Source organism: Pseudomonas sp. NFACC10-1 (assembly GCF_900119195.1).
GTDB classification, from domain to species: Bacteria; Pseudomonadota; Gammaproteobacteria; order Pseudomonadales; family Pseudomonadaceae; genus Aquipseudomonas; species Aquipseudomonas cerasi.
This window is the reverse complement of record NZ_FPJB01000001.1, coordinates 719,971-737,730: the sequence shown is the minus strand read 5'-3', so window position 1 is coordinate 737,730 and position 17,760 is coordinate 719,971. Positions and strand designations below refer to the sequence as shown.

Annotated in this window: 16 protein-coding genes and 2 pseudogenes; 8 read left to right on the top strand and 10 right to left on the bottom strand. The window is 58.5% G+C overall.

The window, feature by feature from the left end; all coding sequences use genetic code 11:
- Position 1: 1 nt before the first annotated feature.
- Positions 2–313, bottom strand: a complete 312-nt coding sequence (locus BT119_RS03110) for a DUF6482 family protein (RefSeq protein ID WP_032609388.1) — start codon at positions 311–313, stop codon at positions 2–4.
- Between the two features lie 205 nt (positions 314–518).
- Between BT119_RS03110 and BT119_RS03105 the strand changes: the two genes are divergently transcribed.
- Complete coding sequence (locus BT119_RS03105; protein ID WP_003367147.1) at positions 519–890, top strand: PH domain-containing protein; 372 nt, start codon at positions 519–521, stop codon at positions 888–890.
- 45 nt (positions 891–935) lie between these two features.
- Here BT119_RS03105 and BT119_RS03100 read toward each other — a convergent pair whose 3' ends face one another.
- The 3 genes and pseudogenes from BT119_RS03100 to BT119_RS27690 form a co-directional block, all read right to left on the bottom strand.
- A complete protein-coding gene (locus tag BT119_RS03100; protein WP_003432933.1) occupies positions 936–2,732 on the bottom strand; it encodes a methyl-accepting chemotaxis protein in 1,797 nt (598 codons plus the stop codon).
- Between the two features lie 162 nt (positions 2,733–2,894).
- Positions 2,895–3,620 carry a methyl-accepting chemotaxis protein gene (locus tag BT119_RS27695; protein ID WP_371857161.1) on the bottom strand — a complete coding sequence of 242 codons (726 nt, stop codon included), beginning with the start codon at positions 3,618–3,620 and terminating at the stop codon, positions 2,895–2,897.
- 132 nt (positions 3,621–3,752) lie between these two features.
- Positions 3,753–4,508: pseudogene (locus BT119_RS27690) on the bottom strand (MCP four helix bundle domain-containing protein); the annotation flags it as partial.
- Positions 4,509–4,716: 208 nt separating this feature from the next.
- Between BT119_RS27690 and BT119_RS03090 the strand changes: the two are divergent.
- A complete protein-coding gene (locus BT119_RS03090; RefSeq protein WP_003432935.1) occupies positions 4,717–5,661 on the top strand; it encodes a DNA/RNA non-specific endonuclease in 945 nt (314 codons plus the stop codon).
- Positions 5,662–5,758: 97 nt separating this feature from the next.
- Here the strand turns inward: BT119_RS03090 and BT119_RS03085 are convergent, their stop codons facing one another.
- The 5 genes and pseudogenes from BT119_RS03085 to BT119_RS03070 form a co-directional block, all read right to left on the bottom strand.
- Complete coding sequence (locus tag BT119_RS03085; RefSeq protein WP_058396782.1) at positions 5,759–6,679, bottom strand: substrate-binding domain-containing protein; 921 nt, start codon at positions 6,677–6,679, stop codon at positions 5,759–5,761.
- A gap of 18 nt (positions 6,680–6,697) precedes the next feature.
- Positions 6,698–7,456 (bottom strand): methyl-accepting chemotaxis protein, encoded by a 759-nt coding sequence (locus BT119_RS27685; protein WP_371857160.1) that lies wholly within the window; start codon positions 7,454–7,456, stop codon positions 6,698–6,700.
- A gap of 96 nt (positions 7,457–7,552) precedes the next feature.
- Positions 7,553–7,723 (bottom strand): annotated as a pseudogene (locus BT119_RS27680) (HAMP domain-containing protein); the annotation flags it as partial.
- A gap of 1,165 nt (positions 7,724–8,888) precedes the next feature.
- The gene (locus tag BT119_RS03075) at positions 8,889–9,725 is read right to left on the bottom strand and encodes a DUF1206 domain-containing protein (RefSeq protein ID WP_003423890.1); all 837 of its coding nucleotides are present in this window, start codon (positions 9,723–9,725) and stop codon (positions 8,889–8,891) included.
- Between the two features lie 108 nt (positions 9,726–9,833).
- Entirely contained in the window at positions 9,834–10,925 is a 1,092-nt protein-coding gene (locus BT119_RS03070; protein WP_003367125.1) for an SMP-30/gluconolactonase/LRE family protein, read from the bottom strand.
- Positions 10,926–11,120: 195 nt separating this feature from the next.
- Between BT119_RS03070 and BT119_RS03065 the strand changes: the two genes are divergently transcribed.
- From BT119_RS03065 to BT119_RS03055, 3 genes are all read left to right on the top strand, one after another.
- Positions 11,121–11,492: a hypothetical protein gene (locus BT119_RS03065; RefSeq protein ID WP_072364752.1), complete on the top strand. Its 372-nt coding sequence runs from the start codon at positions 11,121–11,123 to the stop codon at positions 11,490–11,492.
- 2 nt (positions 11,493–11,494) lie between these two features.
- The gene (locus BT119_RS03060) at positions 11,495–11,677 is read left to right on the top strand and encodes a DUF1289 domain-containing protein (RefSeq protein WP_003315517.1); all 183 of its coding nucleotides are present in this window, start codon (positions 11,495–11,497) and stop codon (positions 11,675–11,677) included.
- Positions 11,678–11,782: 105 nt separating this feature from the next.
- Positions 11,783–13,036 (top strand): MFS transporter, encoded by a 1,254-nt coding sequence (locus BT119_RS03055; RefSeq protein WP_054081836.1) that lies wholly within the window; start codon positions 11,783–11,785, stop codon positions 13,034–13,036.
- Between the two features lie 6 nt (positions 13,037–13,042).
- Here the strand turns inward: BT119_RS03055 and BT119_RS03050 are convergent, their stop codons facing one another.
- On the bottom strand, positions 13,043–13,792 hold the full coding sequence (locus BT119_RS03050; protein WP_054081837.1) for a carbon-nitrogen hydrolase family protein: 750 nt from the start codon (positions 13,790–13,792) through the stop codon (positions 13,043–13,045).
- Between the two features lie 239 nt (positions 13,793–14,031).
- On the opposite strand from BT119_RS03050, the gene BT119_RS03045 reads away from it, so the two are divergent.
- From BT119_RS03045 to BT119_RS03030, 3 genes are all read left to right on the top strand, one after another.
- Positions 14,032–16,143 (top strand): TonB-dependent siderophore receptor, encoded by a 2,112-nt coding sequence (locus BT119_RS03045; protein WP_003432952.1) that lies wholly within the window; start codon positions 14,032–14,034, stop codon positions 16,141–16,143.
- 53 nt (positions 16,144–16,196) lie between these two features.
- Positions 16,197–16,925 (top strand): DUF4198 domain-containing protein, encoded by a 729-nt coding sequence (locus BT119_RS03040; protein WP_003367111.1) that lies wholly within the window; start codon positions 16,197–16,199, stop codon positions 16,923–16,925.
- Between the two features lie 361 nt (positions 16,926–17,286).
- Positions 17,287–17,742 carry a hypothetical protein gene (locus BT119_RS03030; RefSeq protein ID WP_024663487.1) on the top strand — a complete coding sequence of 152 codons (456 nt, stop codon included), beginning with the start codon at positions 17,287–17,289 and terminating at the stop codon, positions 17,740–17,742.
- Positions 17,743–17,760: the final 18 nt, after the last annotated feature.

Genomic DNA, 17,760 nt, shown 5'->3' with positions numbered 1-17,760 from the left:
ATCACAGACTCGAGCGCAGGGGTATCTCGTGCCGCGAAGTTTGTGCCTGAACATCGTCCAGACCGACCATTTCGTCATGCGCCACGGCCTGGGTCATGAACAGTTTTACGTCAGAGACCGAAGACAGCACCTTGCGCGCCTCTTCCACCGAAGCAACGTGCAGGGTTTTTCCGCTCGAATCTTCCACTGGCACAGACTTGCCCTCGAGCTTTGCGTGCAGCACGTAGGAACCGCCTTCCATGGAGATCAGATCGAGTTCACGAACCGTTTGATCCTTTACATGTTTGGTCAGGTCTTGAATGTTCAAAGTCACACCTCCGGTGGCGTTCTGGAAATCAGCGCCGCTTGAAAATGGAGCTTTTATTGGCGCAAACGTTCAGTCGTTTGGGGGACGGCCAGCCTGAATATCCATGTCGCAAATACATGAGACAGGTTGAGCGATGTTATTCTGCGGCGGCTTCGGACACCCGGCTGCGCACGTCGCGTCCCCCCCCGAACAGATATTCAAGGATAGACAGATGATCGACTTCAACAACAAGGGCTTCTTCAAACTCAAACAGAATGACGAATACGCGGACCGGGTCAAGGACCTGCTGCTCGACGGCGAAGAGGTTATCGATGCCTACAAGTCCATGCGTGATGGCGTAGTGTTCACGAGCAAACGCATCATTGCGGTCAACGTCCAGGGGCTGACAGGCAGCAAGAAGGACTTCACCTCCTTGCCGTACAAGAACATCGTGGCGTGGTCGGTCGAGACGTCGGGTACGTTCGACCTGGACTCTGAACTGGAAATCTACTTCTCGGCGGTAGGCAAGGTAAAATTCGAATTCACCGGCAAGACCTCAATCGTTCAGATATCCAGGTACATCTCCCAACACCTTCTGGGCTGAAAAACGCCATCAGCCTGCGCATGGCGCAGGCCCTGGCATCTTAGGTCACTTGCCCAACAGCAGCGCTGCGTCGAAGCCCATCCGCAAGTTGCCCCAGTGGCGCCCCTCGAAAAAGAACGGCACATCGATTTCGGTCATGATCTCTCCGGTATCGCGCAAATAAGTCTGCAACAGAAAACGCTGCTTGTTGCCTGCGGCGCGCAGACCAATCGGGTCGGAGAACATGCGTTTGTTGCGGCACACCGGCAGATCGACTTCGCGGTTGCCGGTAGGCTTTTGCGATACCCAACTGTTGTTGACCGGGCAATAGCCTTTGCTGTCGACGATGAAGGTGACCTTGCCGCCGCGTGTGCCCTTGGTCAGCTTGTCGCATTCTTCCTGGCAGACTTGCGCAAAACGCTCGGTGTAACCGGTGGTGTATTGTTTGGGGTCTGTGCCCGGAATCAGCTTGTAACTCTGATCGAACAGATTGACGCCCTGTTTGTGCAGCTCGGCCAGGCGTACTTGCAGAATGTCACGGCACTGACTGGCGCGAGTGATCGCCGCATCCAGTTCGCCATGCCCAAGCACGAAACGCCCCAGCAGCGCCTGCACTTGCTCAGCCACACTGGACAGATCCCGAGTAGCCGTTGCGGAGTGCTGCATGCGCTGATCGATGGCCTGGCTATCGGAATAGATCCGCGTTACCCGTTCATTGATCCCCGTGTTGGTAGAGGCGAACTGCTGAATGTGTGCAGCGATGTCGGCGAGCTTGTCGTTGGTCGACTCGAAATCGCCGATCATGCTCTCGAAATGGCCGGATGCGCGCTCCACCACCAGTTGGGTTTCACGGGCGCTGTGGCTGATCTGGATGGTCTGTTCGTGTGTGGAACTGACTTCCTGAAGCATCGCGTCGATGTTGCGCGAGATGTCGTCAGTGGCTTTGCTGACGTTTTGCGCCAGCGTGCGCACCTCGTCGGCCACCACCGCAAAACCTCGACCACTCTCCCCCGCCCGCGCCGCTTCGATGGCCGCATTGAGCGCCAGCAGGTTGGTTTGCGAGGAAATCTGCTGAATCAGCCCGACAATCGACTTGATGCTTGATGAACGCTCATTCAGGCCGGAGACCAGCCCACCGAACTCGTTGAGACTGGTGGATATCTGGCTGATATTGCCGGTCACCTCAAGCAGTTCGGCGTAAGAGTCGCGTGCCATGCTCAGATTCTGCGCAGTGGTGCTGGAAATACCCTGGGTCTGCTGCGAAACATCCTCGATGCTGCCCACTGCCATATTGCTCTGGTCCATCACTTCTCTGGCGAAGCGTGCCTGATCGGTCGCGCTGTCGCTGGAGTCACTGATGTTCTTCAGCGAACGCGCCGACTCGACGGCGATCTGCACAGTCAGCCCCTGAATGCTACTGATGATCTCGCGCTGTTTGGCCAGAAAGAGATTGCAGGTACTGGCCAGCCCGCGAATTTCATCATGGGTGAGCAGCGGCAGATCCCTTGATAGATCACCTTCGCCACTGGCGACCTCTTCGAGCGCGCGAGTCATGGACATCACCGGACGCACGATCAGGTGGCGGAAATACCACACCATGAAGCTGACCATGACCAGCGTGAACAGGGTGCTCAGCAGAATTGCGTTGCTCAGCAGATCGAGCTGACTCTGGATCACGCCCAGCGCGGCAGGGTCCGTTTGCGTGCCGCGCAATTGCAGCATGATGTCGGAACGAATGTTCAGCGCCACCCAATACAGCAAGGCGCTGACCAGGACCAGCAGGAAAAGGCTTGATAGCTTCTTGGTCAGCGTGTTGAAAAACTGCTTTTCAACTGACTCGTACAAAGCCTTTAACGTCTGCATTTTCCTGCTCCTGGGTACAAGGATGATTCTCGTGCGATGGTTAACGTCTGTCGCGACCAAAGCTTTAATGCGTTCGCCTTCAGCGGAGGCGGAAAAACTTCGACCACACAGCTCGCGGCGCTTTTCGCGCCGCAGAGTACTGCAGAGCTGGGCAATTTGATATCACAGTTGAAAGCGATCAACCGATTGTGAAAGCTGCCCGGCCATCAACGACAGTTCATCAGTGGTACTGGCTGTCTGGCCGATGACACGGCTATTGCCCTCGGACATGCTGGCAATCATTTCTACCTGATGGGCGATTTCGTTGCTGGCCAGGCTCTGCTCGCCAATGGTACGGGTGATGTCATTGACCAACTGCGTGGTGCTCAATGTAGCATCCAGGATATCGCTGATCGCACGCTCCACTTCAGCGGTGACCGCCATGCCCTTGTCGACCTGGGCCACGCCGGCTTCCATGCTGGTAACCGCCTCGCGGGTGCTCTGCTGAATGCGCGCAACCATGGTGGTTATTTCCTGAGTGGAAGCACTGGTGCGCCCTGCCAGGCTGCGCACCTCGTCGGCCACCACGGCAAAACCACGGCCCTGCTCGCCAGCGCGGGCGGCTTCGATGGCCGCGTTGAGCGCCAACAGGTTGGTCTGGTCGGCAATGCCCTTGATGACCTGAATAATATTGAAGATGCCTTCCGAATCCTTGTCCAGCGTGCGGATCACCTGAGCCGACTGCTGTGCCGAACGGGCAATGCTGTCCATGTCACTGACCACCTGATGGATCACCTTACCGCCGTTCTTGGCCAGGGATTCTGCCTGACTGGCCATATCCAGCGCCTGCCCCGCATGTCGGGTGATTTCTTCAATGCTTGCGGTCATCTCGCTGGTCGCCGCCGACATGGTGCCAGCTGCTGAACTCTGTTGCCGGCTGCTGTCGGCCACCTCATGGCAACCACTGCTGAGCTGACGGCTCATGCCACTGACGTCATTGGCATTGCTGCGCACCACTTCGATCATGCTGCGCAGGTCACGCTGCATGATCGCCAGGCTGCGAATCAGCATGCTGGCTTCGTCACGGCCACTTGACTCGGCGATGGGTTCGCGCAGGTTGCCATGGGCAATACTGTCGGCAATACGGCTGGCGGACGCGAGCGGGATCATGATGCTGCGCGTCACCCAATGCCCCTGCACCAGCAGCAGCAAAATACTGATCGAAAGCACGACTAACAAGGTGACATTGGCACTAAGAGTGGTCTGACGGGTGCGTTCGCCGCTGGCTTTGGCGTTGTCCTCGATCAGGTCACTCAAGCTCGACATCTGCCCCTCCAACTGCGTGAAGGCACTGGAAAAAGTACCCAGCTCTTGCTGCGCGCGGTCCGGGCTGTCGATGGCCAGCCCGACAATTCGCTCGCCTGCGCTGATATAAGCGTCGAGGCTTGGCTTTATCCTGCTCAGCTCTGCCTTGATGGCATCAGTGAGCGGCAATTGCAGGTTATCGCCCACGACCTTGCGAAACAGCGCGGCATGCTCTTTGAGGGATGCCTGCACTTCGTCGCGCGTACTGTTGCTCTTGCCCAGGCCGAACAGCATCGCTGACAGCACATCGGCGCGCAGCGCATCGTGCATCATGTCGGCTTCGAGGTGATTGCCCAGTGCAGCCATGCTGACTTCACTGTCGAGCATCGCCGCCTCCATGCGCGTATTACCCAGGTAGTTGACCAGGCTGATGATCATGACGGTCAGCACACTGGTGCCTATCAGCAAGAACAGACGTAGTTTTATCGACATCCTGTAGCCCCTCTGGTCAATGAAATAACGCGAGCTGCGGATTGCTCTTATTCAAGAGCTTATCGACGCACGTTGCCAGATACTTAAGCTTATTTAACGGATATTGCCGAATCCGCAGACGATCACGTTGAACGTCAGGCCTGACGCCGCTCTGTAACGCGTCTATGGTGAACTGAGGACATTCAATCCACACACAGGAGCCAGCACCGTGCCTGACAAGAAGTTCGCCATCGATCTCGCCTACCGGCCCCGCCTTGCCGACCTCAAACCGCTGACGTCGACTACCACGCTGCTGGAACCTCAGGCGTTGGCCGCACCACGCACTACACCGGCAAGCGACTTGAAAAAACGCACCGGCTACGCCGAGAACTTCCTTGGTGATTTCATCGTGCCCTGGCCGACCACCGACGAAGAACTTGCGCCTGATGTCTACCCGTTAAAGAACACCGGTAATCGCCTCGATTACACGCACTTTTCCATCACCATGTCGCGCAGTCGGCGTCTGGCGCTGTATGTCGGCGTCAACATTGATGGTGCCAACAGCGTAGAGGTCAAACGCAGCAAGGATTCCTGGGCATTTGACGGTCGCCTGCCCGCCGAGGCGCAGATTGGCGAAAGTGTGTACGCCGACAACCTGCTGGATCGCGGCCATCTGGTTCGGCGTCAGGACCCTAACTGGGGCAAGGAAGCCGAAGTTGCCAACAGCGATACCTTCCACTTCACCAACTGCTCGCCGCAGATGGGTGCGTTCAATCAGAAGACCTGGCTGGAGCTGGAGGACTACATTCTCGACAACACACGACGCTGGAAGTCACGGGTAACGGTGTTTACCGGCCCCGTGCTGCGCGACGATGACCGCAGCTACCGCAATGTCAAAATCCCTTCGGCATTCTGGAAAGTCGTGGCGTTTCTCGGCGATGACGGCAAGCCTTCGGCCAGCGCCTATATGATCGACCAGACCCGCGAGCTGGGTAAGCTGGACATCATGTTCGGCCCGCTCAAAACCTGGCAACGCAGCGTGGCGCAGATCGAGCAACTCACCGGTATCCGTTTTGGCGATCTGTCCAGCTACGACGGCTTCTCCAACGAAGAGCGCCTGACCGGCACACGCATCGAAGCCCAGATCCGCGGACCACAGGATATTCGGGTCTGACTTGCCGGTAAGCGCGGCCTACTCCACGTTCGATCCCGAGTGTGCAGCAAGGACACAAACGTGTGACGCACAGCGCCACACGTTTGTAACCTGCACACTACTCGAACTGCTGACGGTTTTCCGGAGTAATAAGCTTGAACGGCACCCAGATGACCGGGGACGCCAGGGTTTCGCCGCGCGCCATGCGCATCGCGGCATCCACTGCGCCGTTGGCCTGCCCGAGCGCATCCTGGAACACGCTCACCGCCATCTTGCCTTCGGCCATCAGCTTCAAACCGTCCGGGGTGCCATCGATCCCGCCCACCAGATAATCACCCGCCTTTTTGCCGGTTTTTTCCAGCCCCATGATTGCCCCAATGGCCATTTCGTCATTGTTGGCGGCGACGATGGAGAAGTCCACGCCCTGCTTGACCCATTCAATCACGATGGTCGCAGCCTGACTGCGCTCCCAGTTGCCGATTTTCTTCTGCACGACCCTCATGTCCGGGTACTTGGCGACCACCTTCTCCACGTCCTCGGTGCGCATGACCGATGATTTGTTGCTCGGGTCGCCGACCAGAATCACCACATTGCCCTTGTAATTGGCGCGGCGGGCCAGCTCTTCCATCTGCAGGGTGCCGGACTCCAGTTCGTCAGAGCCGACGAACGCCGTCAGCGCAGGCCATTTGGCAGGTTCCGGATTACGGTTGACGAATACTAGAGGAACCTTGGCTTCATTGGCCAGACGCATCATTTCCGGCGCACTTTTGCCACTCACCATCGCGACCACGATGGCATCGACTTTCGAGTTCACCAGATTGCGAAACTGCCGCATCTGCAGCTCCACGTCGTCCTGGCCGTTTTCCATGAAAATGTCGGCGTCCAGCAGGGCTACCTGTTTCTCCACGCCGTGGCGCAGGATGGTCTGGAAATTGTCGTTGTATTTGGCCATGCCTACACCGATCAGCGGCGTTGCTGCCTGCGCCAGGCCAGCGAACAGCAGGCTCGCACTCAGGGAAATCGATAACCACTGTTTCATGTTCTGACTCCCGGGGCGTTAAACGCTGAAATGATGGAGCAGCTCGCGCTGATCCCTGGCCATTTTCGACAGATCCTGACTGCTGATTGCCGATTGCTCGGCACCGTCGGCGGCCTGCTGGGCAGAATCGTTGATGTGCGTGACCATGCGACTGGTCTCCTGCACCGTTGCGCTTTGCTGCTCGGTGGCCGCAGCGATCTGAATGTTCATGTCGCGAATCGTATCCACCGCCTCGCCCATTTCCACCAGCAATTGATCAGCGCCGGAGGCCAGTGTTACGCAATGGTCGGACTGGATCTGGCTTTCGTTCATCACCTCTACCGCCGAATGGATCTTGCTCTGCATCTGGCCGATCATTTCCTGGATCTCGCTGGTGGAGGTCTGTGTGCGACTGGCCAGCGAGCGCACCTCATCGGCCACCACCGCAAAGCCCCTGCCCTGCTCGCCAGCCCGCGCCGCTTCGATGGCTGCGTTGAGCGCCAGCAGGTTGGTCTGTTCGGCAATGGTGCGAATGGCGTCGACGATACCGTCGATGTTCTGCCCGTATTTCTGCAATTCGTCGGTCACCGCAGACGCCTTGTTGACCTGTTCAGCCTGCTGGCGAATGTTGACGATGGTTTCAGCCACACGCTTTTGCACCTTTCCGGTCAGCTCACTGGTGCTGTCCACCGCGCCGCGTGTGTCCTGAGCCCGACGGGCCACTTCCTCGACCGTGCTTTCCATTTCATTCATGGCTGACGCGGCAGAGTTGAGCCGATCCTTTTGCTGGTCGACCACGCGGGTCGTCTGCTCACTGATCTGCGCGTTCTGGCTGGCGGTCAGCGCCAGGGTATCGGCCGACCCGATCAACTGACGAAACGTCTGTTGCAACGACTGGGTGAATTCATTGAGATAACCACCCAACTCACCAAACTCATCGCGACGGCTAACGTCGAAACGTACCCGCATGTCGCCACCGGTGAGAGTCTTCAAAACCTCGCGAAACGCCGCCAGAGGGCGACGCAGGCTGAAGGCGACCCATGTGCCGATGATCGCTGCCGCCATGACGGCCAGCAGGCAGGCGATCAGCAACAGGCTAAGGCTGGTGGCAATGGTCGAATCCGCCCCGGCCTTGGCCTCATTGGCCACCGCCAGTGACTGATTGCCGAACTCGCCAATCTTGTCCAGCGTTGCCTGAAGACGGGTTTCCGCTGCCTGGCGCTGTTTGTCGACCTGCTCGGCGAGCGCCGCTTCCTGCCTGTAGGCCTGATAAACGCCGTCGCTGCCGGTCAGATCATTAAGCAGGCGGTTGACCATCACGCCGGCAATCCGGCCAGCACGCGGGTCGGCTGCGATGAGCTCCCGTGTGCGGGTGCTTATCACCTCATCCTGCAGGTTGAGCACGCGCTGCAAGGCCTGAATATTCGGTGTGGCGGCATGGGCAGCCAGACCTTCGTAGGATTTGCCGACTTCCAGTAAAAGCTTTTCCCCCGCTGCCACAGTTTCGGCGGAACCGGCGTTGCGCTCGCGGGCAATGTAGTCACGAAGATAACCGGTCAGTTGCGCGCCCTGACTGTTGCTGTAGCCCTGCAACACTCGGCTCTGAATTGTCTGCAGAACGTGCTGTCGATGGCTGGCAATCAGCGTCTGCGCCTGCTCGGCATAGGCAGCACTCAGTTGGCGCTGCTGGTTCAGGTTGTCGCGCAGTTCGGAACGATCGCCAATATAGGCAGGCGTGCTGTCCAGCAGCTGATTGAACCGAGCCATGCTGTCGTTGAAGGGCTGTTTGCCATCGTCGATCTGTCTGGGATCATTGCTGACCAGGATCCCGAGCAGTGCCTGATTGGCGCGCAGCACATGCACGTAAAGCTCGCTCGCCGCCCTGCTCAAGGGTGCGGACTGCCCTGTGATGACGCTTATCCGATCGCTTATGGAATGGGTGCTTTGATAGCTGATACCTGCCATGGCAAGCAGCAGTACTACCAGCACAGCAAATCCACCGATCACTCGCTGAAGAATGGTCATGGCTATCCTCTTTATTTTTATTGCGCTGAATCTGATCCGGGCCCGCGTCGAGAACGTCAGTCCGGAAAATGATCGGAGCGCTAAAGAGAATGTCGGCTGCGCCAAGGGCGACTTGAGAAGTAGGTCACGTTTTTTTACTGGCAGGAGCCACTAAAAAGGACTGCCTGACCTGAGACGTCAAGCAGTCCTCTATCAAATATGGTGATCAGCGGAAATGACGCGCCACGGCTTCCGGCGCATCAGGCACGTCCATATTGATCCGGCGCCAGGCCGCCTGCGCGAAGCTGTATACCGAAAACGCAATCAGCCCGAGCGCCACAATCAGCAATACCAGGCCACCTGCGGGCAAATCCTGCAAACCGTTGAGCGCGTCCTTCATGCCCGGCGGGTGCATGGCCTGATAACTGGAACCGCTTACCGCCAGTAACACGGCAATTTCAATGAATGCCACGCCCCGGGCGATCAAGCCGAAGCGCGATACCGGACGCACGTACTTCATGACGTCCTCGTCGGCCTCGAAATACTTCTCGAAGGAAGCCTTGTAGCCCTTGATGATGTGCACAATGCCCAACCCCAAGGGCACCAGGGCGACCACGTAGACCAGCAGATTGGAGTGATCCCAGGACAGAATGGCTGCCAGCAGGTCCTTGGCCTGACCACCGTCCGATGAGCCACCGGAGCTCTTCAGCCCACTGACCAGCAGGCCAAGGGCGAAGAACGCCAGTGCGCCGTACGTAAAGCCGCCCACCAACAGACCACCGCGAATCACCAGCCCTTTGAATTCGCGGCCATGATGATCAACGTCCCGGGTAGCCTGCAAGACACGCCATGCCGCAAACGCCAGCAGGCCGACGATCACCACCCCGACCAGAACACCGCCGAATGGCTGGCTCAACAGCGCTTCAAGACTGCTGTGGCTGTCGGCAGGCTGCGATGAGCCTTGCGCCGCCAGTACCGCGAACAGACCGATAATCAGATAAACAACACCACGGGCGGCATAACCGCCCCGTGCAAGTAGAACAAGGCCGCGTTGCGCCGACATAATTAACTATCCCTGAAAGTGATTACAGGAACAGACCGGGCACAGCCCGGGGGGTTCGACCCGATTGACGACGCGTCATGCCAGGCGCCGTCATCGGGTCACACACCGTCAGGCAAACGTGGCACCGCGCGCGTTGACGAACACCGAATAAAGCGAATGGCTGCTGGCCATGAACAGCCGATTACCCTCTCGCCCGCCGAAGCAGATGTTGGCGCAGCGTTCGGGCAGGCTGATGTGGCCGATGGCCTTGCCTTGAGGGTTGAACACGCGCACGCCGTCGAGTTTCTCCATATCCGCCTTGGGGTCACCATTGCCGCCCCAGCCGCACCACAGATTGCCGCTTTCGTCGCACTTGATGCCGTCGATGGCCGCGTAGTCCAGACCTTCGATGTGCTTGCGCCGTTCGCCCAGCGTGCCATCTTCCTTGACCGCTATAGCCCAGATAAGGCCATTGGGTTTGGCCCGCCCTTCGACCACATACAAGGTTTTCTCGTCCGGCGAAAAGCACAGACCATTCGGACCGGCCAGATCATCGATAACCCTGGAGACCTTGCCGTTCGAGGGGTCTATGCGATAGACGCCGAAGGGTTGCTCCTGCTTGACCTTTTGACCTTCATAGTTGCTTTCGGCCTGAAAGGTAGGGTCGGTGAACCAGATAGAACCATCACGTTTGCAGGCGATGTCGTTGGGCGAATTGAAAGGTTTGCCCTCGAAGCTGTCGGCCAGCACGGTGATACGCCCGTTGTACTCGGTACGCGTCACCCGCCGCCCTTCGGTGGTGGTGCTCGACCCCTCACAAACCAGCAACCGACCCTGACGGTCGCGGCACATGCCATTGGAAAAGTTCGAGTGCTCGCGGTACACCGACAGCTCACCCGTTACCTCGTCCCAGCGCATGATGCGATTGTTGGCGATATCGCTGACCAGCAAGTAGCGACCGTCTCCGATCCACACCGGCCCTTCGGCCCAGCGCATGCCGCTGGCCAGCTTCTCGACGCTGGCATTGAATATTCGTATGTCAGTAAAGCTGTCATCCAGCACACGGACCAACGGGTCGGGATAGCGCTGGGTCAGCGGCTGAGCGCTGGAAAGACGCGGCAATGCGCCGATGGCGGCAACGGTTGCTGAAACGGCCAGCGATTTTTTCAGAAAGCTCCGACGGCTTGGCTCCAGAGCGGGGCTTGAGGTTGAGAAATCCATCATGCGTCTCCTTGTTATTTTTGGAATGGCGCCGGCCTTGCGGCCGAACGTCATCCTACAAGATAACGCTGCATAGCTTGAATGATGGCCGTGTGAGATCAGACTTCGCCTGAAGATATACCGCCTCCCACGCTTCGGCACACGCCTGCAATAAGGTATCTTGCGCCACTTCTTTTCCACGGCCCAGGGTCCCCCATGCCATCCAGCAAACGCGAACAGGCCCAGACAGATCGTCGTCTGGTGAGCGCACTGACGCACGCCTGCGAGACCGCTAAGGCCGAAATGCCCGGTTTTTGCTGGCTGACTCATGAAGTCGATTACGCGGCGTTCCCGGCCAGCCTGCAGGTGGTATGGGTGTTTGACACGCAGGCTGACAAGAACGCTGCACTGGAGCGCGGGTTGGGCGAGCGGATGATCGGTCTTACGGTAGAGGCACTTGACGATGCACAGGTCAGCCTGTCGAATCCAGCGGCTCATGTGCATGTCGACTGCGAAGAGCAGTGCCTGCGCGAGAACGCGGGCGACTGGCAGCAGCGCATCAAACGCAAATACGCCAGACGAGGTTGAACATGGCCAAGGACATCGAAAACCCGTGCATTTCCGTATGCCAGCTCAGCGGCGATCTGTGTGTGAGCTGCGGGCGTACCAAGGACGATATCCGCAAGTGGAAGCGCATGAAGCGGCCAGAAAAAATGGCTGCCGTGCAACGCGCGACCCAGCGACTGAAAAGCCTGCAGAAAAAGAGCATTTGAAGCCTAAATTTCATCTTCAGTGCGGAAACTTCTTTAAAACGGCCCGGGTCAGTATTACCCGTGACTCGGTTGCCTGGAGTCGGACGAATTACAGGAACTTCACTCTTGGTCAGTCATGCAGATCGCCGCAACACCCTTTCACTGGACAGCCTGAATTTCTTCCTTGCCGATGTGCGCGATGGCCTGGGCCCGTATCTGGCGATCTACCTGCTGGCGGTGCACAAATGGGACCCGGCCAGCATCGGTGTGGTGATGACCATCGCCGGCATTGCCGGGCTGCTGACCCAGACACCTGCCGGGGCGCTGATCGACCGTACGCCCTACAAGCGCGCCATGATTGGTGTGGCGGCCTTGTTGGTGACGCTGAGTTGCGTGATTCTGCCGTTTACCTCGTCCTTTTCCATTGTCGCCCTGACCCAGGCGTTGAGCAGCATTGCGGCCTCGGTATTTGCACCGGCCATCGCGGCCATTTCGCTGGGCATCACCGGGCCAAAAGCGTTTACCCGCCGTACCGGACGCAACGAAACGTTCAACCACGCTGGTAACGCCTGCGCAGCCCTTCTGGCTGGCGGCTTCGCCTATCTATTCGGCCCTATTGCGGTGTTTTACCTGATGGCCGCAATGGCGCTGGCGAGTATTGTCGCGGTCAGCTTCGTTTCCGCAGACGCCATCGATCACGACGTGGCTCGGGGCTTCGACGCCAGTCACGACGTCAGTGGTCATCAGCCGTCGGGGCTTTCTGCACTGTTGAGCAACAAGCCGCTGCTGATGTTTGGTATCTGCTGCGCCCTGTTTCATCTGGCCAACGCAGCGATGCTGCCGCTGGTGAGTCAGAAGCTGTCACAGATCAACATGCAAATGGCGACACCGCTCACTTCAGCGTGCATCGTCGCGGCCCAACTGGTGATGGTGCCAGCCGCGCTGCTGGTAGGTATGAAAGCGGATGTCTGGGGGCGCAAGCCGCTGCTGCTGGCCGGTTTTCTGTTCTTGCCGATTCGCGGTGTGCTTTACACCCTCTCCGATGATCCCTATTGGCTGGTAGCGGTGCAGATGCTCGACGGCATCGGTGCGGGCCTGTTCGGTGCCCTGTTCCCATTGATGGTCAAGGACCTCACTCAAGGCAGCGGGCGTTTCAACGTGAGTCTGGGTGCGCTGTCCACGCTGTTCGGGCTGGGTGCAGCGCTGAGCAATAGCCTGGCGGGTTTTGTCGTGCATGCGGCAGGTTACAGCGCGGCATTTCTGACCCTTGCCGGTGTGGCAGCGGTAGCGTTCTGCCTGTTGTGGCTGGCCGTGCCAGAGACCCTTTCGCGCTCGCATAACGAACCCGGGCTCAAGCCGGACACTGCCATGGGCGCGTGAAACGTCTTACTCCAGCGTAACCGCCCTGACCTGCCAGCCCTCGTGCTGGCGGGTCGCGACTACCAGACCACCTCCTTCACCTTCCATCCCGCCGACCCAACGCCCTTCCTCGTCCCACAGACCACTGCGCCCCGCCGACTGCCAGCCGCCAGTCGGCCCTCCATGATTGGCCATCAACACCGGCAGCGAGTGGCGGCGGGCATGCCCCGAAAGCAGTCCGGCGTCGTAGTCATAGCCTCCCGGCGAGATCAGCACACTGGCTGCGTACACCCAGGCTCCGCCTTGCGCCAGGCGGCGCGCATGCTCGGCGTGGGCAAAGTCTGCACACACGCACAGACCGATCCGCTGCTGACCAAGTGGCAGATAGCAGTCCGCATTGCCTGCGCTAAACACCACGTCTTCACCGGGATGCAAGTATTGCTTGGCATAGGCGATGACATCGCCCGCAGCGGTGAAGGTCAATGCGCCAATCAGGACGCTATCGTCCGGCCCCTTGAGCGGCACGCCAAGGGTGGTCGTCAATCGCAACTTCACCGCCAGTGCCGCGAGCGGCGCCAGACGCACATCGTCGGCAAGCAGGGCGAGTTCGCGAGCCAGATCCGGTTCGTAGCCTGTGAGTGACAACTCTGGAAACAGCAGGTAAGTGGCGCCCTGTTCAGCTGCCCGTTGCATGAACGCCAGGTGCCCGGAGAGGTTGTGCTCGATAGCTCCCCGTGCAGAGCAGAATTGGGCAGCGGCGAGTATTGGAAACGTCATTGGCTCTCCAGAGCACACAGGAATCACAGGCGAGAGGTTCGCCGACCTCAATAGCCGGGTTGACGCATATTACATTTTCAAGGCCCAGCGAAGTTGTACGACGTAGTCCCCCACCTGAGCGCTGAGTTGCAAGGATCGCCCCCCCTACTGATCAGCCCGATGTTACATCCCCAGCAACAAACAACAATAATTCTCAACGGATATGTTATATTGTATCTATTATCATCAGGAAGTCTCACATGTCGTCTCGTAGAATCGCGTCTCTGGCAGGCTTGGCAATCGGCGTTTTGGGCAATACGGGTTACGCGGAGGAAAGCCCGCAGACCATAGAACTGGAAAGCGTCAACGTCACGTCCGACTATCAGTACGAGACGGCGACCAGCCCGGTCCAGGGCTATCGCGCTACCCGCTCGGCCACGGCCACCAAAACCGATACCGCCATCGCGGATATCCCGCAGTCGATCAGCGTGGTGCCTGCCTCGGTGCTCAAGGACCTTGGCAGCAACAGCGTCGAGCGTGCGCTGGATTTCGCCGGCGGCGTGTCGAAGCAGAACAACTTCGGCGGTCTGACGCTTTACGAGTACAGCATCCGGGGCTTTACCACTTCCGAATTTTACAAGGACGGCTTCAGCGCCAACCGCGGCTACCCTGCCACGCCGGATGCCGCAAATATCGAGCGTATCGAAGTGCTGAAAGGCCCCGCCGCCAGCCTGTACGGGCGTGGCGATCCGGGCGGCACGGTCAATATCGTCACCAAGAAACCCCAGCGTGAAGCCTTTACCACCTTGCAGACCAGCGCAGGCAGTTGGGATCGCTATCGCACCGCGCTGGACGTCAACACCCCGCTGGATGAAGAAGGCAATCTGCTCTCGCGGGTCAATCTGGCCGTCGAAGACAACAACAGCTTTCGTGACCATGTAGAAAGCAAACGGGTGTTTGTCGCCCCGTCCTTCAGTTGGCAACTGAACCCAGACACCCGTCTGCTGGTGGAAACCGAATTCGTGCGCCACACATCGACTTTCGACCGGGGCGTGGTCGCCCCCAACAACACCTGGAGCGGCGTGTCTCGCTCGACCTTCCTCGGTGAGCCGGACGATGACATCGATAACGACAACAACATGGTCCAGTTCGCGTTGGACCACCAGCTCAACGATATCTGGTCACTGCGTCTGGCCAGCCATTACAAACAGGGCGAGATGTCGGGTTTTGCCAGCGAGGCGCGCCCGTTGAATGCCGACGGGCACACGGTCAATCGGCGTTATCGGGAGCGCGACAACAATTGGCATGACAGCATCACTCAGTTGGAATTACGCGGTCGTTTCGATGGTATGGGAGTCGAGCACGAAGTGCTGATCGGCACCGAGTACGAGAACTATCGCAAGAACGAGCGCGTCACGACCATCGCCGGCAGCCCCTACGCCATCGACATCTACAACCCGGTCTACGGCCAACCGAAACCCGCCGGCGCACGCTCCGGTACTGATTTTTACGAGCATGTCGAAAGCCGCGCGCTGAACCTGCAGGACCAGATTGTCTTTACCGACAAGCTGCGCGGCATGATCGGGGCACGCTACGAGCACTTCGATCAGCAGGTCGATGACTTCACCACCAACGCCACCTCCGGGCAGCGCCAGGACGCTTTCACTCACCGCGCCGGGTTGCTTTATCAACTCACACCGCAAGTCGGTCTGTTCGCCAACGCGTCCACCTCGTTCAAGCCCAACAATGGCCTGGATGCCGCCGGCAAAACCTTCGACCCGGAAGAAGGCGTCGGCTATGAAGTCGGGATCAAGAGCGAACTGTTCGACGATCGCCTGAGCACGACCCTCGCCGCCTTTCATATCGAGAAGGAAAACGTTCTCGCCCTTGATCCTGGCACCGACACCAATCGTGCGGTGGGCAAGGCTCGCAGCCAGGGCTTGGATCTGCAATTGACCGGGCAGGTCAGCGAAGCCATTCGGGTCATCGGTGCCTTCGCCTACATTGACGCCGAAGTGACCAAGGGCGACCAGACCATCCCCACCGGCAGTCGCATCCTCGGTGTCGCCAAACACAGCGGCAGCCTGCTGGGCGTCTATGAGTTCCAGGAAGGCGCGTTGCGCGGCTCGGACGTGGGCGCGGCGTATACCTACGTCGGCGACCGCTCTGGGCAGTCGGGCGCTGACTTCGAGTTGCCGGCCTACCAGACCGTAGACCTGCTGGCGCATTACAAAGCCAGCGAGAACGTCACGGTGGGTCTGAACCTGAACAACATTTTCGATGAAAAATACTACGAGCGCTCCTACAGCAATTACTGGGTCGCGCCTGGCGAACCGCGCAACGTTACGGTGAGCCTGACCCTCAGCCTCTGACGCCCATGACAACCCGACTCAATACACCCCGCTCCCAACAACAAGGACGCATCATGCTTTCAAACAAACCTTTCCTGGCCCTGGGCCTGCTCGGCGCTTTGTTCGCCAGCCACGTCAATGCGCACGGTCTGTGGACCGAACAGCGTCGCGGCAATATCGAAGTGGTCTACGGTCATGGCGCCGAAGACAACGCTTTCAAGGCGCAGAAAGTCAGCGGCGCGTGGGCCTACGACCTGCAGGGCAAAATGATCCCGGTGACGGTACAACGCCTTGAAGACCACGCGCGTCTGGTGCCGCTCAAGCCGCCTGCGGTCATGAGCGTTGCGCTGGATAACGGCATGTGGACGCGCGACGCCGAGAAGCGATGGGTCAATGAAGGTCGCAGCAAAGTACCCAATGGCACCGACTCCATCCACACCTTCAAATACAGCGTGGCCATTTACGCCGAAGGCGCGCACCTGCCAGCGTTCAACAAGTTGAATTTCGTGATCGTGCCGCAGACCGACCCTTTGAAAGTCGGCGCAGGCAAACCACTGCCGGTGCGCGTACTGATCGACGGCAAACCCGCCGCCGGCATCAAACTGATCGGCGATTACCGCAGTGCACCGGATGTCGTCAGCGCCGAAACCGATGCACAAGGTCTGGCCAGCGTCATCGTGCGTAACGAGGGGCTGAATATCATCGCCGCCGAAGTCACGCTGCCGGTCAAGGACAACGCCGACATCGCTGAACGCGGCTTGTTTACCTCGCTGACGTTTGTTGGTGAAGCGCATCACGACTGATGACGCGCAGTAGCAAATAACTTCTACTCAGCCACGCAAGGTATCTTCGGCCGACGTTGCCGGAGAACCTTGCTGATCGCACTTTGCGCGTGCCTGCTCGATTGCCTGCCTGTTGATGCTTGCCCATGCGGACAGCATTTCCAGCTGCGGCTTCAATGAGTGGCCGAGTTCGGTCAAGTCACAGCAAACATCGTCGAAGCCTTGGTCAGGCAGTCAGGTTCAACCCAAGAGCCTGACCATGGAATGCGTGCGCGAATATACAATTTTGTACAAAATAGATACATCAATCTAAAGGCCCGCTGTTGCGGGCCGATAGGCTTACTAAACAAGACTCCACAAATCCTCCGGGACCGGAACCTCAATGAAAATCGCACCTTTCGACACCCCTCCGATCATGAATATTCAAGTCGTGAGCTCAACGCCAGCTTCGGTGACAGAAAGCTCCGCAGTATCCAGTGTTACACCTGCCGCTGTTAAGGTTCAGATCTCGAAGGAAGGTCAGGAAAAACTCGAAAGTGAAAGGAACGCGGACATTGATCGGTCCGGCCTGCCTGAGGACGTCAAGGAAGTCTTGAAAAACATCCGTAAGCTTCAGGATAAGATCGCTGAAAAGAACCAGGAATTGATGGAACTGCTGAACGACAAGACCCTGTCGGAAGATGAGAAGAAACGGCAGAGAGAGCTTTTGACGTCCACCATCAGGAGCATGCAATCAGCGTTGTCCCAAGCCATGAGCGCGCTGAATAACGCGATGTCGTCCAATAATATGGACTCCGATAGCCGTAGCCAGGCCAAGGGCCTGATCGGGATGAAATAGGCGTCACGCATTGACCGG

What these genes read in the sequence shown, in the direction of transcription:
- BT119_RS03085 (WP_058396782.1), bottom strand. Translation starts at nt 6,679, where the DNA reads ATGAAACAGTGGTTATCGATTTCCCTGAGTGCGAGCCTGCTGTTCGCT.
- BT119_RS03030 (WP_024663487.1), top strand. Translation starts at nt 17,287, where the DNA reads ATGAAAATCGCACCTTTCGACACCCCTCCGATCATGAATATTCAAGTC.
- BT119_RS03105 (WP_003367147.1), top strand. Translation starts at nt 519, where the DNA reads ATGATCGACTTCAACAACAAGGGCTTCTTCAAACTCAAACAGAATGAC.
- BT119_RS03100 (WP_003432933.1), bottom strand. Translation starts at nt 2,732, where the DNA reads ATGCAGACGTTAAAGGCTTTGTACGAGTCAGTTGAAAAGCAGTTTTTC.
- BT119_RS03040 (WP_003367111.1), top strand. Translation starts at nt 16,197, where the DNA reads ATGCTTTCAAACAAACCTTTCCTGGCCCTGGGCCTGCTCGGCGCTTTG.
- BT119_RS03060 (WP_003315517.1), top strand. Translation starts at nt 11,495, where the DNA reads ATGGCCAAGGACATCGAAAACCCGTGCATTTCCGTATGCCAGCTCAGC.
- BT119_RS03070 (WP_003367125.1), bottom strand. Translation starts at nt 10,925, where the DNA reads ATGGATTTCTCAACCTCAAGCCCCGCTCTGGAGCCAAGCCGTCGGAGC.
- BT119_RS03050 (WP_054081837.1), bottom strand. Translation starts at nt 13,792, where the DNA reads ATGACGTTTCCAATACTCGCCGCTGCCCAATTCTGCTCTGCACGGGGA.
- BT119_RS03065 (WP_072364752.1), top strand. Translation starts at nt 11,121, where the DNA reads ATGCCATCCAGCAAACGCGAACAGGCCCAGACAGATCGTCGTCTGGTG.
- BT119_RS03075 (WP_003423890.1), bottom strand. Translation starts at nt 9,725, where the DNA reads ATGTCGGCGCAACGCGGCCTTGTTCTACTTGCACGGGGCGGTTATGCC.
- BT119_RS27695 (WP_371857161.1), bottom strand. Translation starts at nt 3,620, where the DNA reads ATGTCGGCGGCGACCAGCGAGATGACCGCAAGCATTGAAGAAATCACC.
- BT119_RS03045 (WP_003432952.1), top strand. Translation starts at nt 14,032, where the DNA reads ATGTCGTCTCGTAGAATCGCGTCTCTGGCAGGCTTGGCAATCGGCGTT.